The following is a 22,705-nucleotide window of genomic DNA, read 5'->3' on the forward strand; positions in this document are numbered from 1 at the left end:
CGCCCCGGACATCAATGCCCTACGCTTTCCCCGCGTTCCAGCCCCGATGCCGCGAGCTGGGCGTCGATCTGCGCGAGCAGGCGCTCCAGCCCCGCCGCGCTGTCGCTCTCGGCGCGGGCGACCAGCACGTCCTGCGTGTTCGAGGCGCGCAGCAGCCACCAGCCATCGGCGGTGTTCACCCGCACGCCATCGGTGGTGTTGACGCTCTCGACCTCGGGGCCGGGATTGGTGGTCAGCCGTCCGGCGATTTCCTCCATCGCGGCGAACTTGCGGCTCTCGTCAACCTGGAAACGCATTTCCGGGGTGTTGAGCATCGGCGGGATCGCCCCGCGCAGCTCGGTGACGGACTTGCCCAGCCGTGCCGCCGCCGCGAGCAGCCGCACCCCGGCATAGAGCGCGTCGTCGAAGCCGTAATAGGTGTCGGCAAAGAACACATGGCCGCTCATCTCGCCGGCGAGCGGCGCGCCGGTTTCCTTCATTTTGGATTTGATCAGCGAGTGGCCGGTCTTCCACATCAGCGGCTGCCCGCCCAGTTCGGCGACGCGGTCGAACAGCGCACGGCTCGCCTTCACGTCGGCGATAATCGTGGATCCGGGCCGTTCCCGCAGCAGGTCTTCGGCATAGATCATCAGCAGCTGGTCGCCCCAGATCACCCGGCCAGTGCCGTCTATCGCGCCGATCCGGTCCCCGTCCCCGTCGAAAGCCACTCCGAAATCGAGCTGCTTGTCGGCGACGAGTTTCCGCAAATCGGCGAGATTGGTCTCCACGGTCGGATCAGGATGGTGGTTGGGAAAATGTCCATCGACTTCGGTAAACAGCAAGTGGTGCTCGCCCGGCAGGCGGGCGGCCAGCGCCTCGAGCGCGGGGCCGGCGGCGCCGTTGCCGGCATCCCAGCCGACGCGCAGGCCTGCGAGCTTGCCCGGCTCGATTCCGGCCAGTCCCTCGAGCAGGCGCTCGACATACTCGCCAAGGATGTCCTTCGTGGTGACGCTGCCGGTGCCGCTGGCGAAGGCCCCGTCTGCTGCCAGTTTGCCGAGCTGCTGGATATCGGCGCCGAAGAACGGCCGGCCCCGAAATACCATCTTGAAGCCATTGTAATTGGGGGGATTGTGGCTGCCAGTTATCTGAATGCCGCCATCCACCTCTTCGGCTGAGGCCTCGGCATAGTACAGCATCGGGGTTGGCCCCAGTCCGATCCGCACCACATCGCAGCCGCTCGCGGTCAGTCCCTCGACCAGCGCGTGCTCGAGCATCGGCGAACTGACCCGCCCGTCATAGCCCACCACCACGGTCTTGCCGCCCGCCGCGCGCAGCAGCGTGCCGAACCCCCTGCCAATCGCGCGCGCATCATCCGCGCCCAGCGTCTCGCCGATGATCCCGCGAATGTCGTATTCGCGCAGCACGGTGGGGTGGAAATGATGTTGCATGGCAGAAAATACTCCTTGCACAGGTTCGGGCAGCACCATCACGCCGGATCGCAGCGGCCGGGGATCGAATCAGGCATTAGTTCAGGAAAACGGATGAAGCGGCGCGATCATTCCCGCGAATTGACGCTTGCTTGCGACAAACCCCTACCGCGCGATCGTGTCAATCCCGCGATACTACGCAACCGCGCTCAACCGTCCCCACCCGCGTCCGACGCGGAAAGCTCGTCGAGCAGCAGATCGCGCGCCGCATTGGCCTCCTGCATCGCGGCATTGGTGCCGCCGCGATCGGGGTGGACCAGCGTGGTGAGCCGGCGGTGCGCCGCGATGATCTCCTCGCGGCTCGCGCCCGCCCCGATCCCGAGCAGCCTGCGCGCCCGCAACACCGCCTGGCTGCGAGTCGGCGCGGGGCGCAGATAGTCCCACGGCCACTTGCCGAAGGCCCAGCGGCAGACGATGCACGCTGCCGCGATGATGAGGAGGTAGCGCAGCACGCGATCAGGCCAGTTCCAGCTCGCTCTGGGCGCGCGCGAAATCGGGCAGGGCCAGCGCCTTCACCAGACTGCGCAATTCCTGGCGCGCAACCAGATGGCTGGTGCCGAGCTCACCGAGATGGCCCTTGTCGAGCAGTGTCAGCCCGGACGGGAACAGCTCGCGGTAAATCACGCGCTCGCTGAGGCCCTGTGTCACCCGGAAGCCGACCCGCTTGGCCATTTCGGAAAGCGCCCTCTGGAGGCGTGCCTGGTTGCGCGCCTCGACATGCCCGGTGCGGTTGCGCACCACGATCCAGTCCATTTCCGGACGCTGCTGCTCGATCGTCAGGCGGCTGCGCTTGAGCCGGGCTTCCCAGATCAGCTCGGCGAAGAACGACAGCTTCTTGACCTTGAAAGTCTCGGCATCGACCTGGCCGATAAGGTCGAAATCGACGAAGCTGTCGTTCATCGGGGTGACCAGCGTATCGGCGTTTTCCACCGCCGTGCGGGCCAAGGGATCATCCCGCCCCGGATTGTCGATGATGAGGAAATCGCAGGTCGCCTCCAGCCGGGTGATCATCGCCAGCAGTTCCGCCTCGGTCTCCCCGCGGAACACCTCGCAATCCGGGGTCGGCAAGGTCAAATGGCGCTTTTCGAGCGTGGCAAGGCGGTTCTCGACATAGCGGTGCATGGTGCGCTGACGCGGATCGAGATCGATCGCGGCCACCCGCGCACCGAGATAGGACAGGGCAACCGCGACATGGACCGCAGTGGTCGATTTGCCGGTGCCGCCCTTCTCGTTGGCAAAGACGACGCGATGGGCCTTGCCGGGGATCCGCCGGGGAAGGGCAGTGGTGGCCATGGTGACTGAAAACCTCTTGTTCATGGCGCCGGGCTGCCGGGGCGCTTTGACAAGCGCGAGCGCACGGCTAGGGAACCGCTCACGGTTTTATCGGCAGGGGAAGCCGCGTGCAAATTGCGACGACGCGCGATGTGTTGAGAAATGCGGTGACGGCGCTGCGCCAGCAGGGTGGCGGCCGGATCGCGCTGGTGCCGACCATGGGGGCGCTGCACGAAGGCCATCTGACGCTGGTGCGCCGCGCGCGTGCAGCGGCCGACCACGTCGTCGTCTCGATCTTCGTCAACCCCAGGCAGTTCGGCCCGAACGAGGACCTCGACGCCTATCCCCGCCAGCTGGCGACGGACGCGGCGCTGCTGGAAGCCGAAGGGGTTGCGCTGCTGTGGGCGCCGACGGTCGAAGAAATGTATCCGCAAGGCTTTCTCACCAACATCAGCGTTGCTGGCGTGAGCGAGGGGCTGTGCGGGGCTGCCCGCCCCGGCCATTTCGACGGGGTGGCGACCGTCGTGTGCAAGCTGTTCAACCAGGTCCGGCCCGACATGGCCTTCTTCGGCGAGAAAGACTTCCAGCAGCTCGCCGTGATCCGGACAATGGCGCGCGATCTCGATCTTGCCCAGCCGCAAGTGAACAACATCATCGGAGTGCCGACCGTGCGCGAGGCGGACGGCCTCGCGATGTCGAGCCGCAACCGCTACCTCTCGCCCGCGCAGCGCGAACAGGCCGCGGCCCTGCCCCGCGCGATGCAGGCTGCGATCGCCGCCATCGAAGGGGGCGCGCCGGTGGCAAAGGCACTGGCAGAGCTGGAGGCCGACATCATCGCCGCAGGCTTTGCCAGCGTCGACTATGCCGTGCTGGCAGACAGCGCGAGCCTTGCCCCGCTGGAGGCGCTCGGCGATGGGCCGGCCCGCCTGCTGGTCGCCGCGAGGATCGGCGGGACGCGGCTGATCGACAACATGGCGGTGGGTTGAGACCGATAGCGCGCGAGCTTATTGACGCACCGGCACCTTCGGTGGCATGGGCGCGAACGACGGCCCGAGCGGGTATAGCTTAGTGGTAAAGCTCCAGCCTTCCAAGCTGGCTATGCGGGTTCGATTCCCGCTACCCGCTCCACTCGCCTGTCGGTTAATGTCGGTGTTCGACTAGACAGCCCCCTAAAATCTCTAGCATTCTGCGGCTTCAAGGCCGCTTGCGGCTACCTGCGTTCATTTCCAGCCGCAACTGGCTGGGGGTATGTTTGGGGGGTATCTGCCAGAGGCCTGGCGAATAGCGCCAACCGCGGGGGTATCCATGGCGGCGGGCTCCGGAAAGGCGGGCGCGGGCAAATGGCTCTTTCAGACGCGGTCAGCCAGCACGCCAAGCTCCGTCGGCTTGCTCCAGAACGGCAGCACCACGTGGCCGCGCTTGACCGCCTTGTAGGCAAGGAAAGCGCCAGTGCTCGTCGCAAAGATACAGGGGATCAGGCTCGCTTCGAGCCCGAAGCCGCCACCCGTCACCAGATCAGGGCCGTTAAACACCGTCTTGAACAGGCCCGGCTGGGCGATGCTGCCCGACACCACCCCGCCGAACACCGCCGACTGGGTGTAGTTCCAGGCGATGTGAAAGCCGATGCCCAGCCACAGCCGCCGGGTGAGCATATAGGCCGCCGCGAGCAGCAGGCCGGCCTCGATGCTGATGAAGATCGCGCCGGTCAGCGTCGCATCGGGGTTGGCGAGGTGGACCGCGCCGAACACCACCGAGGACACGATCACCGAAATCCAGCTGCCGAGCCATTCCTCGACGATCCGGTAGAGCGCCCCGCGGAACAGCAGTTCCTCCAGAAAGCCCGCGCTGCACGCCTGATAGAGCGCGGGGATCATGACCGCCACCGGGTTCATGCCCTCGATCCGCCCGTAGCCGAGCACGATCAGCACCAGCACGCCGAGGGTATAAAGCCCCGAGCCGACCAGCATCCCGATGCCCAGTTCCTTCAGACCCGGATTGAACGCCAGATCGCTGATTTCCCGGCGCTCGATGAAGCGCCCGAAGCCGACATAGATCCACATCGCCAAAGCGACCATCCCGGCCACGGCGAAGGCCGATGCCACGTGGTTGCCCTTGGTCAGCTCCTGGAAGGCATTGCTGAACCCGATGCAGTAGAACAGCGGGGTGCCGAGCAGGAACAGCTTGATCGGCGGAAACTGCAATATGCGCAGCCACAGCGGCATCTCTTCGGCGCGGTCGGTCATGGCATGATCCCCCTTGTCGTTGATTGCGATTGTGCCTTTCGCGGTCGTCACCAGATCCGCACCCGCCGTTCGGGGGGCAGGTAGAGCTTGTCGCCCGGTTTCACCCCGAAGGCTTCATACCAGGCGTCGACATTGCGCACGACGCCGTTGACCCGGAACTCGCCGGGCGAGTGGACGTCGGAGAGCACCTTGCGGCGGATTTCGGCTTCCCCGGTGATGTTGCGCCACAGCTGGGACCAGGCGAGGAAGAAGCGCTGCTCGCCGGTGAAGCCGTCGATCACCGGTGCCTTGCCGCCCTGCTTGTCGGCGACGTAGGCGCGGTAGGCGGCATAGGCGACCGACAGGCCGCCGAGATCGCCAATATTCTCGCCGAGGTTCTGGCGGCCGTTGATGGTGAGGCCGGGCAGGGCCTCGTAGCCGTTGAACTGATCGACCAGCCCGGCGGTGCGCTTTTCGAACTCGGCGGCACGGCGCTTGGGGACGGATTGCAGGCGCTTGCTGTGAAAGTCGAAATGGGCCTGCACCCAGGGTTCCGACAGCGACGGTGCCCAGTGATCGAGCGTCTTGAACATCAGGAAGGACTGCAGGTCGCGCACCGGGGTGGCGGCGAACAGCTGCGCCATGTCCTTCACCGCGCTATCGGTCATCACCTTGAGGCGCTGCTGGCCGGCAAAGCCCTGCTCGGCGAGGAAGGCGTCCATCCACGGATAGGCCATGATCCGCGCGAAGCCGGCGCGGTCCTGTGTGCCGCCGATGATCGCCAGCGTGCTGGCAATTGGGGTGAGGCCGAGCGCATTGCGCCGCGCCATGTCGGCGTGCGAGCGATGGAAGTCGCTGATCATCTGTTCGGGGCTGCCCGGCGCGTCGGTGCTCTCGCGCGCCATCGCAATCAGTTCGGCGACCCGCTGCTCGGTAGCGAGATAGACCTCGACCGAGGCGTCGATATAGGGGAGGCCCTCGGCGGCTTGGCGGTTTTGAGCCAGCCTTCGTTGACATAGCGGTAGAAATCATCGCCCGGACGCACTGTGGGCGAAAGCCCATCGCGATCAACGCCCCCTGCGGCGCTCTCCGGTTCCGAATGCGCCATGGCAGCCGAGACCGGCTGACGCAGCACGGCGATTGCGGCGGTAGATGCAAGCAGGGTCTTCATCGCAGCCCTCCTGACCCAAGGCCATCGGTCGGCACACGGGAGGACTGCGGCTGACCGGGATTGCCTCACCCCCCGGTCAGCCGCCTCACGTCATGGCCTGCGCGCTGGACTTCGAGCCGTCACACGGTCGATGAACGGCCTAATCCCGACAGGTGCGGGGCGAGACGCTTTCGATCGAGTAGATGTAGCCGTTACGCGAATTGACCACGAGGCACTGCTTCGAGGCCGCGCGCCAGTAGGTCATGTACCGGCCCTCGTCGGTCTTCTTGTTATCGAGCTGGGTGAAGCCCCGGCTCATCAGCTGGCCGGTGGCGTAGTTGCGTTCCTGCCCGTTGAGATCGTTGAACTCGGCATAAGCGCTGTAGCCGCCGCCACCCCGATAGCCGCCGCGGTAGCTGGTCTGGTGCTCGCGCTCGCGCACGCCGCTGTCATAGCCCGACGAATAGGCGTCCGAGCGGCTGTAGTTGTGATAGGGCTGCCCGTAGAGCCCGTCGCGGTGGCCGCGCTCGAACTCGGCCATGCCGCGCTCGTCATAATCGGCATCGCCGCGGTGGTGCGACTTGCTGGCAAGCGCCGCGATACCGAGCAGCGCCGCCGCCCCGACCGCGACTGCCGCCGCCTTGTCACCGCTGCTGCCCTTCTGGTTGCAGTCGGCATTGGTGGTCTGGTCGATCGACTGGAAGTTACCATCATAGGTCACGACCTTGATGCATTCCTTGGTGTTGCCGTTCCACCAATAGTTGATCTTGCTGTCGTATTCGGCGTGACCTGAAATCAGGTGAAAGCCGCGGTATTCGAGCTGTTCCTGACCGCTTGAACCCTTGGCGCCAACCAGATCGCGAACCGATCCCGGCGTCTTGGCCACGGCCGCAACCGGTGCGGCGACCATGGCCGCCGTCGCCAGCAGCGCGCCCATTTTTCCTGTAAATTTCATTATCCTTCCCCCTGCGCAAATCCTGCCATGTCGCCCAGAAGCTGACACATAAGCCCCTTTTGAGCATTGGACATTTCGAGCCACGCTGTGGGCGTTTCGCGCCAGCCGGCAGGTTTCAGCCCGCGCTTGGGCCAGATTGCACCCCGTCGTCCTGCCAGCCGGCGCGCACGGTTTCGTTCCGCACCAGCCACAGGCCGTAGAGAAACAGCGGGCCGGTGAGGACCAGGCCGAAGGTCAGTTGCTGCTGCAACAGGGCGGGATCGGGCGCAGCGCTCTTGTCAGCGCCGCTGCCGGCGAGGAACACCACGAAATCCCACAAGGCGTGGATCACCATGATCGGAATGATCGAACGGGTGCGGATGCGAATCGCGAGATAGGCCGCGCCGCTCATGAAGGCATTGAGCGCCTGCACCCCGGCTGCAGCGAGCTCACCGGTCAGGATCGCGTTGAACACGTGCACCGAACCGAAGGCGAGCGAAACCAGCAGGAAGCCGGCCCAGAACGGCAAGGCCTTGCGCGCCGCGCCCCACAGCACCCCGATCCCTGCCAGATAGAGCGCCGGGAGCCACAGCAGCTTCCACCATCCCGGCGGCGAGGGAGCGCGAAAGCCCATGTCCCGCCAGCCGGCGATCAGGACCGCGATCATCAGAAACGCCGCGGCTCCGGCCACGCCCCAGGCGAGGTTCTGCGTGATCAAATCTTGCAGGCTCGTCTTCGAATCGAGCAGCAGGGTCGGCACCACCAGGGTGATCGCCGCCCATATCGCGACCAACACAATGGCAAGGCCGAGCCGCTTGTTGGCATCCGTCATGTCTGATTCTCCTTCGCCAGGGCAAAGCCGATGAGCAGCAAGGTCACGATGATCAGGATGATGGCCGCCAACGTTGCCCCCACTGCGTTGGCCGCGGCCGCGACATAGCCGATGCCCAGCTTGGCCCGGAACCACAGCATCTCCTGCCAAAGGTACCAAAGGCTCCCTCCGGCCAAGATGATCAGCGCGGTCTGCGCCGCGGTCGCATTGCCGATCTGCCAGAGCACACCGACCGTCCCGACCACCAGAGTGATCGGCGCGGTGATAAAGCACTGACTGTAGAATATCGGGCGCAGGGTTTCACGGTCGAGCGCGATGCCGAGCTTGTTGAGCAGCCGCAGCGACAGGACGAGCGGCAGAAGGCTGAACATGAACACCCGGAACAAGAGCAGGTTCTGGGTGTCCTGAAGAAAGCCCGGCAGCTTGCCTAAGTCCGAAACGGGCAAGGCCAGCTCGATCAAGTGGCTGAGGCCGAGACACATCATCAGGAACAGCGGCGGGCTGAGCGTATCGCTGTATTGCCCGGACTGCACATCGCCGAGCTCGGTGTCGGCATAGTCCATCATGCGCTGCGGGTGGCGGATGGTGAGGTACAGGGTGCGCGGGAAGAACACCAGCATCACCATGACTTCGTAAAGCAGCTCCTCGAGCGACTTAAGCAGCCTCATGAAGTCCATGGCGGCCTATCCATCAGAGCGCCTGCCGCCGGGCCGCGTCAGGCTCAATCGCCGAGGACGAAGGCGTCGGGGATCTCGTAGGTTTCGGTGCCCAGCCTGGCGATGGTCACGTCGCCCTTCTTCTCCGAGCTGATCGCCATGGCCGCGGTGCCGTCGGCCTCGGCGGTGCTGAAGCTCAGGAAACTGCCATCAGGGTTGAAGAAGATCGCGCGCTTCGTCGCATCGGGCAAGGTCACTTCAACTGTCGTCCCGTCAGCACCGTTGCGGATCACGCCTGCATCGCACATCCCGGCAGCGGCGCCCTTGTAGCCGGCGCAGGAAATCTGTGCGGTGGCATTGTAGTTGGTGCCCGCGACCTTGGCATCGCCCTGGCTATCGCCATCGCCGGGAACGGCTGCGGCCTGTTCTACCGGCGCGGCATCGGTGGCTGCCGGCGCTTGCGGATCGGCGCCGCCGCAAGCCGCCAGCAACAGCAGCATTGCGGGCGTAGCGATCTTCGTGATGGTGTGCATGTCGGTGTTCCCCCTCAATCAACAACGGCGCCACGAACCGCACTGTCTTCGCGCCACACGGGATTGTGGGTCAGAAACCCTCCGCATGCCATTGTCATTCGCGGCCAGCGGCTGGACAAATCGCGCCACGCCGCATCGGCGCATCTGCTTGCACCGCGAAGAACTCCTGCATAAGCTCGCAGCTTGAATCGCGCGGGGCAGTATGGGCGCTATCGGCAATTCATCGCGGCAGTCCGGTTCCCGGATGCGGGCCGGCGCCCAGGGGCTTGCGCGCGCAGATGTCGAAGCCGCCATCGCGATGATGGGCACGCGTGCCGCAACCCGGGTGCCAACCGCAACCTTGCTGCATATCGGCCAATGGCTCGGCTGGCCTGAATGGCTGCGCGAGGGCACCTCGCTCGCAGGGACCAGCGGACCGCTGCCGGCGATGATCTCCCGGGCCGACGATGTCCGCATCATGGGCAATATCGTCGAAAACGCGGATATCTTCGCGATCGTCGCGGCCATTCTCACCCACCCACGGCCCGCGCTCAGCCTCGCGGGCGAGCTTGCGGTGCTGCACGGCCCGGATCTCGGCAGCGCGATCATGCTGATCGCCCGCGGTCTGGCGCTGCGCAACCTTTGGATCTGCCTCGAGGTGCGCGAGGATGAAGCACAGGTCGAGATCGCGATCCGCCCGGCCTTGCCGATGGGCGATCTGTTCGGCGCCTTCGCGATCTGCGCGCTCGCCAAACTCCAGCGCTCGATCGCCGTCTATCGCGGGGATGCGCTCGAAGGCCTGCGCATTGCCACCCAGCTGCATGACCTGCCGCAGGCTCAGGGCGCGCTGGCCACTTTCGGGTGCCCGGTCGTGCCAGCGAGGGGAGCGGAAGTCCTGCGGTTTCCCAAGGCGTGGACACAGCAGCTCAATCCGCATCACGATCCGCTGGTCTGGGACGTGGCCAAGGCCAAGATCACGCGCCTCGCCAACGATGCGGGGGGCATCGCCGATCGCGACCCCTTGCGCGACTTCATCGTCGATCACCTCTCGCGGTTGCACCGCGTGCCGCGGCTCAAGCAGGCCGCCGTGCATCTCGGCATATCGACCCGCACGATCGTGCGCTCGCTCGCGCGGCAGAACACGAGCTACCACAAGCTGGTCGAAGAGGAACGCAAGAGCCGCGCGCTGGCCCTGATCGCGGATCGCGCGCTGTCGCTGAAAGAAGTGGCCGAGGAGCTCGGCTTCAACGACATGTCGAGCTTCGGGCGCTCGTTCCGCCAGTGGTTCGCAGACACCCCCGGCAATATGCGCAGGCAGGCGTGCGGATAGCCGTCTGCCGCTCGCGCGGATCAGCCCGTCCGGCAGGACTGACACGGCCAGCCTTACCCGCGCGGCGCCAGCTTCGCCAGTTCGGCCTCGATCCGCGCGCGCAATTCCACCGGGAGATAGATCCCTTGTCCGTGCGCGCTCAGGCGGCCGGTGCTGATCCGGTCGATCCGCACGGCGTAAACCACCGGGCCATCGGTGCGCCGCGCCAGCGCGCGGTCGATCCTGGTCTTGAGGCTGGCGAAGTCGCGCTCGAAATTCTGCGCCAGCGCTTCGGCGATGATGCCCTTGAACTCGGCGGAATTGGCCAGCGCCAGCAGCAATTCCTCACCGATCATGTCGGTCTCGCCGGTGATCGCCACCTCGGTAAAGGCAACAGCGCGCGAATTGGCCGCGTTGACCGGCCTGCCGGTGAGCCACAGCCGCCCCTTCGCCCGCTGCCACAGCGCCAGATCCGAGCTGGCATCGAAACTGACCCCCACCGCGATGCGGTTCGCGCTGGTGCCATAGACCACCACATCGCTGAAGCGCGCCGTGACCGTGCCGTAAGTGCCGAGGGGGAAGGGCCTGGCGGCGCGTTTCGCCAGCGCGCGGGCGATAACGGCTTCGAGCACTGCGTAATCGGCCACCACCGGAACTTTGAGGATCGCCTCCCCGCCCTTCATCGCCAGCCGCTCGACTGGCGGCAGCGGGCCGGGTTCGGGCGCAGCGGGGCGGGTTCCGACAAAGGTCGCCAGCGCGCCTTCGAGACCGAGCGACAGCACCATCCGCTGGCCGGTGATGCTGTAGCCGCCGTAAAGGAGCCGCTGGGGCGTGATGCGTCCCCAGACGGGCGGGTTCTCGTGATTGAGCTCGATCACGGTATGCGCCGCACGCCAGCCGCGCTCGGCCGCATCGCGCAGTGAGACCTCGGCCAACGCGCGTTCGAGCCTCGCGGCGATCCGCGCCTTGAGCGGTGCCAGCTTCTCGTCGGCTCTGTCGGTGAAAACGATGCGCCGCCCGAGAAAATCGATCCCCGGCTCCCGTGACCAGGCATAATCCACCGCAACCTTGCCGCGCAGCTGCCAGTCGCGGGTGAGATCGAAGGTCATTGCGAGCCGCAGGTCGAGCGCCGCAGTTGCGGTCTCGCGCTTGAGGATCCCGCCGATGTCGCGGGCCACGAGCGTGGCTGTGATCGGCAGGCGCAGCACCAGTTGGCGTCCGCGCCCGGCGAGCCGCAGCTTGCCGCGCCGCACCTTGGCATCGATGTCGCACCTGATCTTGGGCGTCTTGGCCTTGAACAGCGCGAGATCGACCTTGCGCGGCGGCACGCACAGTTCACCCTTGCGCGATATGGCCCACAATTGCCGGGGCAGTTCGGCTTCGAGTTCGCGCTCGAGTCCGGCAAGATCGATCCCGAGATCGACCGCCACCACCGACGATTCTTTCGGGAAGAGGATCGGATCAGCCGCCCGCACAGGCGCAGCTGGTGCCTCGGCGGCTGGCGCACAGCCCAGCAGCGCGAGGAGCAGGGGCACGAGAGCGGCGCGGCGCATGATCACCGACACGAGCGGCGCAGCCGCAGAATCGCGCGCGCTTCGGGGGGCGTGGCACCGGGCGCGCGGCGCCGCCGGATGGCCTTCCCTGCGAAGCGGTCTGCGCCCATCAAAGCCCTCCCTGCGCTGCCCGGGGCGATTCGCGTGCGGCCCCGCTTACCTCGTCCGCGGCGCATTCTTGCATCGAACCGGCCAACCGGCAAAGGCGCAGGGCCGGCACCCCGTGCTAATCCTCGTCAAAACAGCCGGGCGTGCCAGCGCGCGGCGCTGTGTAGGTAGCCCAGTCGCTGTCCGCTCCGGCGCTTGCCGGAGGACCGGCAGGGCCAGGCCGCGCCCCCAGCCGCAGACGGTGGAGATGCACCTTGGCAATCATGTTGGCGGTGATCGGCGCGGTGACGAACAGGAACAGCGACACCAGCAGTTCGTGCGTGGTCCACTCGCCCTTCACCAGCTGGAAGTAGATGATCGATCCCACCAGCATCGCCCCCAGCCCCAGCGTGCTGGCCTTGGTCGGCCCGTGCAGCCGCTCCATCAGCGAGGGCAGGCGCACCAGCCCCCAGCTGCCGATCAGCGCGAAGCTCGCCCCCAGCACGATCAGCACGCTGGCGAGGATTTCGCCGAGAGAGAAACCGTTGCTCATTCGATGATGTCCCCCCGCAGCAGGAACTTGGCATAGGCGACCGTGCCGACGAAGCCAACCAGCGCGAGCAGCATCGCCGCCTCGAAGGACGTGCCCGACCCATCGGCGATCCCGCCGAGGATGATGATGCCGATCGCGTTGATCGTCATCGTGTCCAGCGCAAGGATGCGGTCGGCCATGTCCGGCCCCTTGATCAGCCGCCACAGGTTCATCGCCAGGGCGATGGAGATTGCGGCAAATCCGAAGCCGAGCGCCCATCCGATCATGGGAAGATCCTCTTGAGACGCGCCTCGTAGCGCGCCTTGACCCGCGCGATCTCAGCCGCCGGATCGGGCGCGTGCAGCGCGTGGACCAGCAGAAAGCGTCCGCAGGCCGAAACGTCCGTCGAAACCGTGCCGGGGGTGAGGCTGATGGTACCGGCAAAGACGGTGATCGCCTCGGGCGTGTCGAGCTCCAGCGGGATCGCCAGCCAGGCCGGGCGCAGATCGCGCTCGGGCTTGAACAGGATGATCGCAGCCACCACGAAATTGGCGAGGATGATGTCCCACAGGACAAGGCCGACATAGGCGATCGCCGGGGCAAAGCTGATGCGCGGCCGCGCGGGCCAGTAGGCATCGGTGAACTTGGGCACCCCAAGCCCGACGACGAGGCCAAGGAACAGCGCGCCGAAGGTCAGATCATTGACCATCACCACCCAGACGACGACCAGCAGCGCCGAAAGGCCGGGATGCGGGAGGATGCGGTTCATCATGACGCCCCCGTTCCCAGCACCGCGCGCGCGGTCGTCTCGCGGTCGAGCGCCTGCGCGGCGGCAGCATCGGCATAGGCGCTTGCCCAGCCCGCGCCTGCCGACAGCGCCGCGAGCAGCGCCAGCGCGATGGCAGGCGCGATCATGTCGGCGCGCGACACGGCGGCAGGAGCCGCCACGGCATCCTCCACCTTCCAGAACACCGCGCTTCCGGCGCGCGCAAAGCCGATCACCCCGAACAGGGTGGTGAAAAGGATCACGCCCCAGGCCCAGCCCCAGTCGGGCAGCGCGGTCAGCGATTTCAGGATCAGCAGCTTGCCGATGAAGCCCGAGAGCGGCGGCAGGCCGCTTGCAGCGATGGCGGCGGCCATGAAGAACAGGCCCGCCTGCTGTCTGGCGGCGAAATCGGGGCCGGGACTGCAATTGTCCGCCGCGCCCGCCCGCCGCCGTGCCACCACATCGGCCACAAGGAACAGCGCCGCGCCGGCAATCGTCGAATGGGCGAGGTAATAGAGCGCCGCACCGAGCGTCGTCTCCTGCCATCCGGCGACCGCGATCAGCAGCGTGCCGGTCGAACCGATGATGACATAGCTCGCCTGTTCGGAGAGGCTGCGCGCGGTGAACACCCCGGCAAAGCCGACCGCGGCCGTCACCAGCGCGGCGGGCATCAGGAACGGCGCGGGCGCCCAGGCCGCCGCGCCGGCATCGGGGCCGAACACTTGCGGCACCACCCGGATCAGCGCATAGACGCCCACCTTGGTCATGATCGCAAACAGACCCGCAACCGCCGGGGTCGCCACGTCATAGGTGCGCGGCAGCCACAGGTGGAGCGGCACCACCGCAGCCTTGATCGCGAACACGCTCGCCAGCAGCAGCGCGGCGATGCGCAGCAGGCCCTGATCGGCGGGCGCAACCTCGGCCACCCTGGTGCCGAGATCGGCCATGTTGAGCGTGCCGACAAGCGCATAGAGCAGCCCCAGCGCGATCAGGAACAGCGATGAACCGACGAGATTGACCACCACATATTGCACCCCCGCCTTAAGCCGCGCCGGCCCCTTCCCGTGCAGCAGCAGACCATAGGAAGCAATCAGCAGCACCTCAAAGAACACGAAAAGGTTGAACAGGTCGCCGGTCAGGAAGGCGCCATTGAGACCCATCAGCTGGAACTGGAAGAGCGGGTGAAAATGCCAGCCCTTGCGGTCGATCCCGGTGATCACGGCATGGAGCAGGGCCAGCAGCGCCAGGCTGGCAGCAAGGGTCAGCATGATCGCCGCCAGACGGTCGGCCACCAGTACGATCCCGAAAGGCGCAGGCCAATCGCCCAGCACATAGAGCGTGATCGCCCCGTCACCCGCACCTCGCAGCAGCGCCAGCGCGCAGGCCAAGATCGCCCCGCAGGAGGCAAAGGCAATGCCGATGGCAGTGCCCGGATGACGCCGCAGCAAGAGCAGCGTCAGCGGCGCGGCCAGGGCGGGGATCGCCACCGGCAGGATCGGGAGATGGTCGAACAGGTTCACTCGCCCTTCTCCTGCGCGCCATCATCCTCGCTCGGCACGCTCTCGCCATCGACATGGTCGCTGCCCGTCTCGAGGAAGCTGCGCAGCGCAAGGATGACGATGAAGGCAGTCATGCCGAAGGTGATCACGATCGCGGTCAGCACCAGCGCCTGCGGCAGGGGATCGGTGTATTCGGTGACACTCTTGTCCCAGATCGGCGGGCGGTTCAGCACCAGCCGGCCGCTCGCGAACAGGAACAGGTTGACCGCATAGGACAGCAGCGTGAGGCCGAGCACCACCTGAAAGGTGCGCGCGCGCAGCAGCAGGAAGATGCCGCCTGCCACCAGCACGCCGACCGCGCTCGATACAAGCAGTTCGTAGGTCATGGCGCGCTCTCCTGCGCCTTGTCAGCCAGCGTTCTGGCATGGGCGCGGGCCGCGCGCTGGGCGATCTGGCTCAATTGCGCCAGCGTCAGCATCACCGCGCCCAGCACGGTCAGGAACACGCCTGTATCGAACAGCATCGCGCTCGCCAGCTCGAACTTGCCGATCAGCGGGAGCGAGAAATAGTCGAACCAGCTGGTCAGGAACGGCCCGCCGAAGGCCATCGCGCCCAGACCCGTTGCCATCGCCACCAGCACGCCCCAGGCAATCATCTGGTGCTCGCCGAAGCGCCGCCGCCGGTCGCTCCAGTCGTAGCCCGCCGCGAGATATTGCAGCAGGAAGGCGATTGCCACCACCAGCGCGGCGATGAACCCGCCGCCCGGCTGGTTATGGCCGCGCAGGAACAGGTAAATACCCACGGTCAGCGTCAGCGGCAGAGCGATGCGGCTGGCCATCACCAGCATCATCGGATGGCGCTCGGGCGAATGCGGCATATCCTCCTGCCAGCGCGCCAGCCGCGCCCCGGCGGCACCGCGCGCGGTTCCTTCGAGCAGGGCGTAGATCGCAAGACCGGCGATCCCCAGAACGATGATTTCGCCCAGCGTGTCGAAGGCGCGGAAATCGACGAGGATCACATTGACGACATTGGTCCCGCCACCGCCGGGCTTGGCGTTGGCGAGATGATAGGCAGAGATGCTCGCGCCCGGCTCGCGGGTCAGGATCGCCCAGGCGATAGCTCCCATCAGCGTGCCCCCCGCCAGCGCCAGCGCCCCGTCGCGCCATTTGCGCGCAGGCGACGACAGTGTCGGCGGGGCCTTGGGGAGCAGATTGAGCGCGAGCAGCAGCAGCAGGATCGTCACCACCTCGACCGAAATCTGCGTGAGCGCCAGATCGGGCGCTGAGAAGCGCACGAAGGCAAGGCTGACGACGATCCCGATCACGCTGACATAGACCAGCACCCGGAGGCGCTGACGCGCATCGTTGACCACGGCCGCGGTCGCCACGATCAGCAGCGCCCAGGCGATGATCGCAGGGCCGGAGGCGGGCAGACCGGGACGCGTCCCCGTCAGCACCCCGCCGCCTGCCAGCGCGCCGTCGATGATCAGCAGCACGATCACCGCGACACTCACCAGCACCATCCGCTGGAGCGAGGGCGTGTGCACCGCGACCATCGCCTTGCGCAGGCGGGAGTCGGCATAGCCGAGCACGGCGTCGAACATCCGCTTGGCATCGGGCAGCGCCGTCCGCTCCCACAGCGCGAGCAGGCCCGCGTGCCGCCACAGCAGCACCGCCCCGCCCGCGACCGCGATCACGCTGAGGATCAGCGCGAGGTTGACCCCGTGCCACAGTGCAAGCTCGAACACGGGCGCAGACGCGCCGGTCACCGCCGCTGTCGCCGTGCCCACCAGCGGCGCGGCGAGCGCCATCGGCACCAGGCCCAGCAACACCGCCAGCACGGTCAGCAGCGCCGATGGCACCCACATTCCGGCAGCAGGATCATGCGCGCGGGCGAAGGGTTCGGGATCGCGGGGTTGCCCGAAGAACAGGTGCCACACCAGCCGCAGCGAATAGCCGACCGAGAAGGTCGCACCGATGGTTGCCAGAACCGGAACCAGCCACGGCAGGCCGAACGGCGCCACATGAAGCGTTTCGTAGAGCATCATCTCCTTCGAGATAAATCCGCCCAGCGGGGGCAGGCCCGCCATCGATGCCGCCGCGAGGGTCGCGATCCCGGCAGTCACCGGCATCGCCTTGGCCAGCCCGCCCAGCCGCCGGATGTCGCGCGTGCCGGTCTCATGGTCGACGATTCCCGCGGCCATGAACAGCGCGGCCTTGAAGGCGGCGTGATTGAGGATGTGCAGCACCGCTGCCAGCGCCGCCATCTTGAGACTGAAGCCGAGCAGCATCACCAAGAGACCGAGCTGGCTGATGGTCGAATAGGCAAGGATGCTTTTGAGATCGTGCCGAAACAGCGCCACCACCGCGGCGAAAACCATGGTGACGAGGCCGACGCTGCTGACGGTCACGGTGTAAAGTTCCGTCCCCCCCAGCACCGGCCACAGCCGCGCGAGCAGGAACACGCCCGCCTTCACCATCGTCGCCGAATGCAGGTAGGCGCTCACCGGGGTCGGCGCGGCCATCGCGTGGGGGAGCCAGAAATGGAACGGGAACTGCGCCGATTTGGTGAAGCAGCCGACAAGCACCAGCGCAAGGATCACCGGATAGAGTGGCGAGGCCTGCACCTGCGCGCCGCGCGCAAGGATGGTCGCCAGATCGAAGGAACCGGCCACCAGCCCGAGCAACACCATCCCGCCGATCAGCGCAAGACCGCCACCGCCGGTAACCGCCAGCGCCATGCGCGCGCCCTGCCGGCCCTCGGCCTTGTGCTGCCAGAAGCCGATCAGCAGGAAGGAAGAAAGGCTGGTCAGCTCCCAGAACACCAGCATCAGCAGCACATTGCCGGCCAGCACAATCCCCAGCATCGCCCCCTGAAACAGCATCAGGCTGGCGAAGAACCGCCCCGTCGCCTCACCTTCGTTAAGGTAGAAACGGGCGAAGATCACCACCAACAGCCCGATCCCCAGGATCAGCCCGGCGAACATCAACCCGAGGCCATCGACCATCAGCGCCAGATCGAGTCCGAGCGAGGGCACCCAGGAAGCCGTGACCGAGGGCACAGCGCCGCCGACAACCGGTCCGGCGAGGCTTGCGAGCAGCGCAAGGCCGGCCGCACTGGCCACCCCGGCAATTCCCGAATGCAGCAGGCGCGATCCGCCGGCCAGCAGCGCGATCAGCAGTGCGGCAATAAAGGGCAGCGCCACCAGCATGTAAAGCGTCAAGGCATAAGCCATTGGCGTTCCCGGTGTTCCCCTGCTCCAGACGCGACATTGCGAACGCGCCGGTGGGCGCGGCCCCCGCCATAGACGAGGGGTTTGCGCAAGGACAAGTCAAACCACCCAACGCCCGGATGCGGCGGCCCGTTCCCGCCAGGGCGGCGGGGCGCGGCTCAATCGCCTTCGAATTCCATCAGCGCGGTGACTTCAATGCCGGCCTCGCGCAGACGCCGCGCCCCGCCGAGGTCGGGCAGATCGATCACGAACAGCGCGCGTTCGATCACCGCCCCGGCCTTGCGCAGCAGCTCGGCCGACGCCAGCGCGGTGCCGCCGGTAGCGATGAGGTCGTCAACGATCACCACCTTCTGCCCCGGCGCGATCGCCCCGGGATCCATCTCGAGCCGGTCCGTGCCGTATTCGAGCGCATAGTCGATGCCGATGGTGGCGATCGGCAGTTTGCCGGGCTTGCGCACGGGCACGAAGCCGACCCCGAGCTGCACGGCCACTGCCGCGCCGAAGATGAAGCCGCGCGCTTCCATCCCGGCGATCTTGTGCGCGCCGGCTTCGTCGGCAAGCGCGGCGAGGTGGTGGACGCTCGCAGCCATGCCCTGTTGGTGGCCAATCAGGGTGGTGATGTCGCGGAACTGGATGCCGGGTTGCGGGAAGTCCGGCACGGTGCGCACCAGCGCTTTGAGGTCTTCGCGGGAGAGTTGCGGCGTCATGGCGGATGCTGGCCCCTTTCGCGCCCTAGAAAGCAAAGCGCCTCGCCATCCGCAAGGGACGACGAGGCGCATCGGCATCGGGATGGCAGAAACCTACTTCTTCTTCGGCTTCACTCCGGCCCAGATCTGCTTGTACGACAGGAACGCGAGCGCCGTGGCGAACAGCAGGAAGCCAAGCACGGCCCAGCCGGTCTGCTTGCGGGCCACCAGCGAAGGCTCCGCGGTCCAAGTCAGGAAAGCTGCGACATCTTCGGCCATCTGCGGGATGGTCGCGTCGGTGCCGTCGGCATAGGTGACCTGACCGTCGATCGAGAGCGGCGGCGGCATGGCAATGTTCACGTTGGGGAAGTGCTTGTTGAAATAGAGGCCCGCCGGGGTCTCGAAACCAACCTTCTTCGCCTTTTCGGGATCGGGCTCGCCATAGCCGGTGAGCAGCGAATAGAGGTAGTTCGAACCGTCGTGCCGCGCCTTGGTGATCAGCGAGAGATCGGGCGGGATCGCGTTGTTGTTGGCGGCTGCCGCGGCGATCGCGTTGGGATAGGGCGAGGGGAAGTAGTCGGTCGGCTCGCCCGGACGGGTGGTCGCCTCGCCCGTATTGGGGTCGATGCCCGGAACCGTCCAGGTGGCGGCTTCGGCGTCGACTTCGGCTTCCGAATAGCCCAGATCGCGCAGATTGCGGAAGGCCACGAACTTCAGGCTGTGGCAGGCCGAACAGACTTCCTTGTAAACCTGATAGCCGCGCTGCAACTGGGCCACGTCCCACTTGCCGAACGGGCCGTCGAACGAAAAACCGCCCGCGGGGCCTTCGCCATGCTCGTAGAAGGCGGCGGACGGCTGCTTTTCCGGCGCAGGGCCGAAGGCAAGGTTGTAGGCACCCGGAATCAGCGACCACAGCACCATCACCGCGGTGATGGCGAGGCCGAAGATGATGCCTCCGAGACGAATAGTCATGACCGAACTCTTTCTCGTTATCGGGTCAGAATGCGTGTGACATGCAGCCCGCCGGTCATTCGGCAGGCTGCAGCGAAACTTCGGGCAGGGGGCCGACATCGCCCGCAGCTCCAGCGCCGGTGCGCGCTTCGGCGGCAGCGTCCTTGCCGAGCACCGCTTCGGTGATCGAGAAGGGCAGCGGCTTGGGCACTTCGATCTGGCTCACGATCGGCAGGATCACGAGGAAGTGCAGGAAGTAGTACGCCGTCGCGACCTGGCTGAGGATCACGTAAGGCTCTTCCGCCGGGGCCCCGCCGCAGACGAACAGCACGATCATCGCCGGGATCAGGCCGAACCAGAAGAACTTGTTGAACAACGGACGGTAGTGGCCCGAGCGCACCGGGCTCTTGTCGAGCCAGGGCAGGATGAACCACAGCAGGATCGAGCCGAACATCGCGATCACGCCGAGCAGCTTGGCCGGGATCAGCACGATTCCGGTGAAGGGGATGGTGAGATCGCCGGTGAAGGCCCGCAGGATCGCATAGAACGGCCAGAAATACCATTCGGGCACGATGTGCGCCGGGGTCGAGAGCGGGTTCGCCTCGATATAGTTGTCCGGATGGCCCAGCGCGTTCGGCAGGAAGAACACCATGGTGGCGAAGGCGATCAGGAACACGCCAAGGCCGAACCCGTCCTTCGCGGTGTAGTAGGGGTGGAACGGCACGGTGTCGCTTTCGCTCTTCACCTCGACGCCGGTCGGGTTCGACGAGCCCGGGATGTGGAGCGCCCAGATGTGCAGAATCACCACACCCAGGATCACGAAGGGCAGCAGGAAGTGGAGCGAGAAGAAGCGGTTGAGCGCGGCGTTGTCGGGCGCGAAACCACCCAGCAGCCAGACCTGCAGCGGTTCGCCCACCAGCGGGATCGCGCTGAACAGACCGGTGATCACCTGCGCGCCCCAGAAGCTCATCTGGCCCCACGGCAGCACGTAGCCCATGAAGGCGGTCGCCATCATCAGCAGGAAGATCACCACGCCGAGCAGCCAGATCATCTCGCGCGGGGCCTTGTAGGACGAATAGAAGAAGCCGCGGAAGATGTGCAGATAGACGACGATGAAGAAGAAGCTCGCGCCGTTGGCGTGGGCGTAACGCAGCGCCCAGCCCCAGTTGACATTGCGCATGATGTGCTCGACCGTGGCAAAGGCCACCGCCTGATTGGCGGCATAATGCATCGCCAGCACGACACCGGTGACGATCTGGATCATCAGGCAGAAACCGGCGAGCACGCCGAAGTTCCACATGTAGTTGAGGTTGCGCGGCACCGGGTAGCCGGCCCCGACCGCATTATAGACGAGGCGCGGCAGCGGCAGCTTTTCGTCAAGCCACTTGGTCAGAGCGGTCTTCGGTTCGTATTGCTTGGCCCAGGCGAAACTCATGGCGTTCTCTCGGCTTGATCGATATTGAAAGGCGGGAGCGATTATCGTCTTGCGTAAACTACGGAAGCTCAGCCGACGCGGATGACGGCGTCGGAGGTGAACTCGTATTCCGGAACCCTGAGGTTAAGCGGCGCCGGACCTTTGCGGATGCGCCCGGCGACGTCGTAGTGCGAACCGTGGCAGGGGCAGAAATAACCGCCGAATTCGCCCTTGTTCTCGCCCTCGGCAGCGCCCAGCGGCACGCAGCCGAGGTGGGTGCACACGCCCATGGTGACAAGGATGTCCTCATGGCCTTGCTTGGTGCGTTCAGCCAGCGTCGCCGGATCGCGCATCGGGGCGCCGTCATCGGCCTTGGCCTTGGCGATTTCCTCGGGGGTGAGGCGCTTGACGAACAGCGGCTGCTTGCGGAACACCGCCTTGATGCTCTGCCCCGGCTGGATCGCGCTGACATCGACATCGGTGGTGCTCGCGGCGAGCACGTCGGCCGAGGGCGCCATCTGGCTGATCAGCGGGAACAACAGCGAAGCGCCGCCGACACCCGCGGTGCTGAGCGCGGCGATGTGAATCCAGTCGCGGCGACGGACGCCCTCTTCAGAACCCGTTTCGCTGATTACGGCCGTGTCAGAAGCCATTTCGTCTTACCCTGCTCGTTTTGCCGCGCTGATATAACGGCCCGCGCGGCGTAGTGTTCCAGTGACGGGGCTGCAGCCCCACGTGCGTTCCGTCGATTGATCCCCGCTCCGGCGCCGCGCGCTCGTGCCGCGCCCGACCCGAAGCTGGCGCGGCAATTAACGGCAAAGCTGCAAGAATCCAACCGTGTTTTAAGCAAGCCCTGTTCGCAGTCGCTCAAGACTTCATCGTGGCAAGGCGATCATGCTGATCTGTCTGCCATAATTCGTCTCGCACGCCTGCGTGGACCTGCGGTGAGAATGGTAACGCGCGACGTGTGAGAATGTATCCCGGCCGATATCGGCGATTTTGCCGAGGCCGGCCGCGGCCAGCCGCGCGATGATGAAACCGGGCAGGTCAAAATGCCAGCGCGCGCGCCCTTCGCGCGGCGGAACAGGGGCGAAGAACGGCGCGTCCGCGGCAGCAAAGCGGGCGCGGAACGGAGCATCGACCTCGTAGCTCGCCTGGGCGATGGTCGGGCCGAGGACGGCGGCGATGCCGGCGCGGGTGGCGCCGAGCGCCTCCATTGCGGCGATGGTATTTTCCAGCACGCCCTCCACCGCCCCGCGCCAGCCGGCATGGGCCGCGCCGATCACGCCGGCCTCGCGGTCGGCAAACAGGATCGGCCCGCAATCGGCGGTGACGATCCCGAGCACGATACCCGACGTCGCGGTGACGACCGCGTCGGCGACGGGACGGCCCTCGGCCTCGTCTTCCCACGCGGCGGTCACGGTCACGACATCGGGAGAATGGACCTGATGCGGCGCGGCGAGCTGCCCGCCGGCGAGAATGGCGTCCGCCGCCGCCGCGCGCAGCATGCGGACCCTGCCCGGATCGCCCGGGCCGCCGAAGCCGAACTGGTGGGCCCCGCCCGCGCTGCCGAAGAAGCCGTGCGGCACGCCCGCCAACAGCGCGCTGCGCTCGATCTGGAAGGCGCTCACG

At 66.4% G+C, this 22,705-nt stretch carries 24 protein-coding genes and 1 tRNA gene; 3 read left to right on the forward strand and 22 right to left on the reverse strand.

The features are described 5' to 3' along the window. Window positions 1-11: 11 nt before the first annotated feature. The 3 genes from pgmG to BZF61_RS09385 form a co-directional block, all read right to left on the reverse strand. Window positions 12-1,427 carry a phosphoglucomutase/phosphomannomutase PgmG gene (pgmG, locus tag BZF61_RS09375; protein ID WP_086618908.1) on the reverse strand — a complete coding sequence of 472 codons (1,416 nt, stop codon included), beginning with the start codon at window positions 1,425-1,427 and terminating at the stop codon, window positions 12-14. Between the two features lie 188 nt (window positions 1,428-1,615). Beyond that, window positions 1,616-1,918, reverse strand: coding sequence for a J domain-containing protein (locus BZF61_RS09380; RefSeq protein ID WP_086618760.1), 303 nt, complete (start codon window positions 1,916-1,918; stop codon window positions 1,616-1,618). 4 nt (window positions 1,919-1,922) lie between these two features. Next, complete coding sequence (locus BZF61_RS09385) at window positions 1,923-2,759, reverse strand: division plane positioning ATPase MipZ (RefSeq protein ID WP_086618909.1); 837 nt, start codon at window positions 2,757-2,759, stop codon at window positions 1,923-1,925. Window positions 2,760-2,866: 107 nt separating this feature from the next. On the opposite strand from BZF61_RS09385, the gene panC reads away from it, so the two are divergent. Together panC and BZF61_RS09395 are read left to right on the forward strand one after the other, a co-directional pair. Then, a complete protein-coding gene (panC, locus tag BZF61_RS09390) occupies window positions 2,867-3,724 on the forward strand; it encodes a pantoate--beta-alanine ligase (RefSeq protein ID WP_086618761.1) in 858 nt (285 codons plus the stop codon). Window positions 3,725-3,792: 68 nt separating this feature from the next. Further along, a tRNA-Gly gene (locus BZF61_RS09395) sits at window positions 3,793-3,866 on the forward strand. Between the two features lie 221 nt (window positions 3,867-4,087). Here the strand turns inward: BZF61_RS09395 and BZF61_RS09400 are convergent. The 7 genes from BZF61_RS09400 to BZF61_RS09425 all read right to left on the reverse strand — a co-directional run bounded on the left by BZF61_RS09400 (window position 4,088) and on the right by BZF61_RS09425 (window position 9,065). Beyond that, window positions 4,088-4,981: a CPBP family intramembrane glutamic endopeptidase gene (locus BZF61_RS09400; RefSeq protein ID WP_143736982.1), complete on the reverse strand. Its 894-nt coding sequence runs from the start codon at window positions 4,979-4,981 to the stop codon at window positions 4,088-4,090. Between the two features lie 47 nt (window positions 4,982-5,028). After that, window positions 5,029-5,865: a M13-type metalloendopeptidase gene (locus tag BZF61_RS09405; RefSeq protein WP_086618765.1), complete on the reverse strand. Its 837-nt coding sequence runs from the start codon at window positions 5,863-5,865 to the stop codon at window positions 5,029-5,031. A 5-nt stretch (window positions 5,866-5,870) separates the two neighbouring features. Then, complete coding sequence (locus BZF61_RS15590) at window positions 5,871-6,131, reverse strand: hypothetical protein (RefSeq protein WP_143736984.1); 261 nt, start codon at window positions 6,129-6,131, stop codon at window positions 5,871-5,873. Window positions 6,132-6,270: 139 nt separating this feature from the next. Continuing rightward, window positions 6,271-7,065, reverse strand: a complete 795-nt coding sequence (locus tag BZF61_RS09410; RefSeq protein ID WP_143736986.1) for a hypothetical protein — start codon at window positions 7,063-7,065, stop codon at window positions 6,271-6,273. Between the two features lie 115 nt (window positions 7,066-7,180). Continuing rightward, window positions 7,181-7,876 carry a CPBP family intramembrane glutamic endopeptidase gene (locus BZF61_RS09415; RefSeq protein ID WP_086618768.1) on the reverse strand — a complete coding sequence of 232 codons (696 nt, stop codon included), beginning with the start codon at window positions 7,874-7,876 and terminating at the stop codon, window positions 7,181-7,183. Then, entirely contained in the window at window positions 7,873-8,496 is a 624-nt protein-coding gene (locus tag BZF61_RS09420; protein WP_158094082.1) for a hypothetical protein, read from the reverse strand. Before BZF61_RS09420 ends, BZF61_RS09415 begins: the two co-directional genes overlap by 4 nt. 101 nt (window positions 8,497-8,597) lie before the next feature. Continuing rightward, window positions 8,598-9,065 carry a hypothetical protein gene (locus BZF61_RS09425; RefSeq protein WP_086618771.1) on the reverse strand — a complete coding sequence of 156 codons (468 nt, stop codon included), beginning with the start codon at window positions 9,063-9,065 and terminating at the stop codon, window positions 8,598-8,600. 298 nt (window positions 9,066-9,363) lie between these two features. Here BZF61_RS09425 and BZF61_RS09430 point away from each other — a divergent pair, with 298 nt between their 5' ends. Beyond that, window positions 9,364-10,374, forward strand: coding sequence for a helix-turn-helix domain-containing protein (locus BZF61_RS09430; RefSeq protein WP_143736988.1), 1,011 nt, complete (start codon window positions 9,364-9,366; stop codon window positions 10,372-10,374). 53 nt (window positions 10,375-10,427) lie between these two features. Here the strand turns inward: BZF61_RS09430 and BZF61_RS09435 are convergent, their stop codons facing one another. The 12 genes from BZF61_RS09435 to pgeF all read right to left on the reverse strand — a co-directional run bounded on the left by BZF61_RS09435 (window position 10,428) and on the right by pgeF (window position 22,704). Next, complete coding sequence (locus tag BZF61_RS09435; protein WP_086618774.1) at window positions 10,428-11,918, reverse strand: DUF4403 family protein; 1,491 nt, start codon at window positions 11,916-11,918, stop codon at window positions 10,428-10,430. Between the two features lie 214 nt (window positions 11,919-12,132). Beyond that, on the reverse strand, window positions 12,133-12,546 hold the full coding sequence (locus tag BZF61_RS09440) for a Na+/H+ antiporter subunit G (RefSeq protein ID WP_086618775.1): 414 nt from the start codon (window positions 12,544-12,546) through the stop codon (window positions 12,133-12,135). Further along, a complete protein-coding gene (locus tag BZF61_RS09445; protein WP_086618777.1) occupies window positions 12,543-12,812 on the reverse strand; it encodes a K+/H+ antiporter subunit F in 270 nt (89 codons plus the stop codon). Before BZF61_RS09445 ends, BZF61_RS09440 begins: the two co-directional genes overlap by 4 nt. Beyond that, on the reverse strand, window positions 12,809-13,294 hold the full coding sequence (locus tag BZF61_RS09450) for a Na+/H+ antiporter subunit E (protein WP_245804567.1): 486 nt from the start codon (window positions 13,292-13,294) through the stop codon (window positions 12,809-12,811). The genes BZF61_RS09445 and BZF61_RS09450 overlap by 4 nt, the downstream gene beginning before the upstream one ends. Continuing rightward, a complete protein-coding gene (locus tag BZF61_RS09455) occupies window positions 13,294-14,811 on the reverse strand; it encodes a monovalent cation/H+ antiporter subunit D (RefSeq protein ID WP_086618780.1) in 1,518 nt (505 codons plus the stop codon). Before BZF61_RS09455 ends, BZF61_RS09450 begins: the two co-directional genes overlap by 1 nt. Beyond that, window positions 14,808-15,176, reverse strand: coding sequence for a Na+/H+ antiporter subunit C (locus BZF61_RS09460; RefSeq protein WP_086618781.1), 369 nt, complete (start codon window positions 15,174-15,176; stop codon window positions 14,808-14,810). The genes BZF61_RS09455 and BZF61_RS09460 overlap by 4 nt, the downstream gene beginning before the upstream one ends. After that, complete coding sequence (locus BZF61_RS09465) at window positions 15,173-18,025, reverse strand: monovalent cation/H+ antiporter subunit A (protein WP_086618783.1); 2,853 nt, start codon at window positions 18,023-18,025, stop codon at window positions 15,173-15,175. Before BZF61_RS09465 ends, BZF61_RS09460 begins: the two co-directional genes overlap by 4 nt. A 155-nt stretch (window positions 18,026-18,180) precedes the next feature. Then, window positions 18,181-18,729 (reverse strand): adenine phosphoribosyltransferase, encoded by a 549-nt coding sequence (locus BZF61_RS09470; RefSeq protein ID WP_086618785.1) that lies wholly within the window; start codon window positions 18,727-18,729, stop codon window positions 18,181-18,183. 93 nt (window positions 18,730-18,822) lie between these two features. Next, the gene (locus BZF61_RS09475) at window positions 18,823-19,680 is read right to left on the reverse strand and encodes a cytochrome c1 (protein ID WP_086618786.1); all 858 of its coding nucleotides are present in this window, start codon (window positions 19,678-19,680) and stop codon (window positions 18,823-18,825) included. Window positions 19,681-19,735: 55 nt separating this feature from the next. Next, window positions 19,736-21,094 carry a cytochrome b gene (locus BZF61_RS09480; protein WP_086618788.1) on the reverse strand — a complete coding sequence of 453 codons (1,359 nt, stop codon included), beginning with the start codon at window positions 21,092-21,094 and terminating at the stop codon, window positions 19,736-19,738. Between the two features lie 68 nt (window positions 21,095-21,162). Continuing rightward, on the reverse strand, window positions 21,163-21,726 hold the full coding sequence (gene petA, locus BZF61_RS09485; RefSeq protein ID WP_086618789.1) for a ubiquinol-cytochrome c reductase iron-sulfur subunit: 564 nt from the start codon (window positions 21,724-21,726) through the stop codon (window positions 21,163-21,165). Window positions 21,727-21,948: 222 nt separating this feature from the next. After that, window positions 21,949-22,704: a peptidoglycan editing factor PgeF gene (gene pgeF, locus BZF61_RS09490; RefSeq protein ID WP_086618791.1), complete on the reverse strand. Its 756-nt coding sequence runs from the start codon at window positions 22,702-22,704 to the stop codon at window positions 21,949-21,951. Between the last annotated feature and the right edge of the window lies 1 nt (window position 22,705).

This window comes from Erythrobacter tepidarius (assembly GCF_002155695.1).
GTDB classification, from domain to species: Bacteria; Pseudomonadota; Alphaproteobacteria; order Sphingomonadales; family Sphingomonadaceae; genus Erythrobacter; species Erythrobacter tepidarius.

What these genes read in the sequence shown, in the direction of transcription:
- BZF61_RS09405 (WP_086618765.1), bottom strand. Translation starts at nt 5,865, where the DNA reads ATGGCGCGCGAGAGCACCGACGCGCCGGGCAGCCCCGAACAGATGATC.
- BZF61_RS09470 (WP_086618785.1), bottom strand. Translation starts at nt 18,729, where the DNA reads ATGACGCCGCAACTCTCCCGCGAAGACCTCAAAGCGCTGGTGCGCACC.
- BZF61_RS09445 (WP_086618777.1), bottom strand. Translation starts at nt 12,812, where the DNA reads ATGATCGGATGGGCGCTCGGCTTCGGATTTGCCGCAATCTCCATCGCC.
- BZF61_RS09385 (WP_086618909.1), bottom strand. Translation starts at nt 2,759, where the DNA reads ATGGCCACCACTGCCCTTCCCCGGCGGATCCCCGGCAAGGCCCATCGC.
- BZF61_RS09460 (WP_086618781.1), bottom strand. Translation starts at nt 15,176, where the DNA reads ATGACCTACGAACTGCTTGTATCGAGCGCGGTCGGCGTGCTGGTGGCA.
- petA (WP_086618789.1), bottom strand. Translation starts at nt 21,726, where the DNA reads ATGGCTTCTGACACGGCCGTAATCAGCGAAACGGGTTCTGAAGAGGGC.
- BZF61_RS09410 (WP_143736986.1), bottom strand. Translation starts at nt 7,065, where the DNA reads ATGAAATTTACAGGAAAAATGGGCGCGCTGCTGGCGACGGCGGCCATG.
- BZF61_RS09415 (WP_086618768.1), bottom strand. Translation starts at nt 7,876, where the DNA reads ATGACGGATGCCAACAAGCGGCTCGGCCTTGCCATTGTGTTGGTCGCG.
- BZF61_RS09450 (WP_245804567.1), bottom strand. Translation starts at nt 13,294, where the DNA reads ATGAACCGCATCCTCCCGCATCCCGGCCTTTCGGCGCTGCTGGTCGTC.
- BZF61_RS15590 (WP_143736984.1), bottom strand. Translation starts at nt 6,131, where the DNA reads ATGAAGACCCTGCTTGCATCTACCGCCGCAATCGCCGTGCTGCGTCAG.
- BZF61_RS09400 (WP_143736982.1), bottom strand. Translation starts at nt 4,981, where the DNA reads ATGACCGACCGCGCCGAAGAGATGCCGCTGTGGCTGCGCATATTGCAG.
- BZF61_RS09440 (WP_086618775.1), bottom strand. Translation starts at nt 12,546, where the DNA reads ATGAGCAACGGTTTCTCTCTCGGCGAAATCCTCGCCAGCGTGCTGATC.
- BZF61_RS09420 (WP_158094082.1), bottom strand. Translation starts at nt 8,496, where the DNA reads ATGCTGGTGTTCTTCCCGCGCACCCTGTACCTCACCATCCGCCACCCG.
- BZF61_RS09430 (WP_143736988.1), top strand. Translation starts at nt 9,364, where the DNA reads ATGATGGGCACGCGTGCCGCAACCCGGGTGCCAACCGCAACCTTGCTG.
- pgmG (WP_086618908.1), bottom strand. Translation starts at nt 1,427, where the DNA reads ATGCAACATCATTTCCACCCCACCGTGCTGCGCGAATACGACATTCGC.
- BZF61_RS09480 (WP_086618788.1), bottom strand. Translation starts at nt 21,094, where the DNA reads ATGAGTTTCGCCTGGGCCAAGCAATACGAACCGAAGACCGCTCTGACC.
- BZF61_RS09465 (WP_086618783.1), bottom strand. Translation starts at nt 18,025, where the DNA reads ATGGCTTATGCCTTGACGCTTTACATGCTGGTGGCGCTGCCCTTTATT.
- BZF61_RS09425 (WP_086618771.1), bottom strand. Translation starts at nt 9,065, where the DNA reads ATGCACACCATCACGAAGATCGCTACGCCCGCAATGCTGCTGTTGCTG.
- BZF61_RS09475 (WP_086618786.1), bottom strand. Translation starts at nt 19,680, where the DNA reads ATGACTATTCGTCTCGGAGGCATCATCTTCGGCCTCGCCATCACCGCG.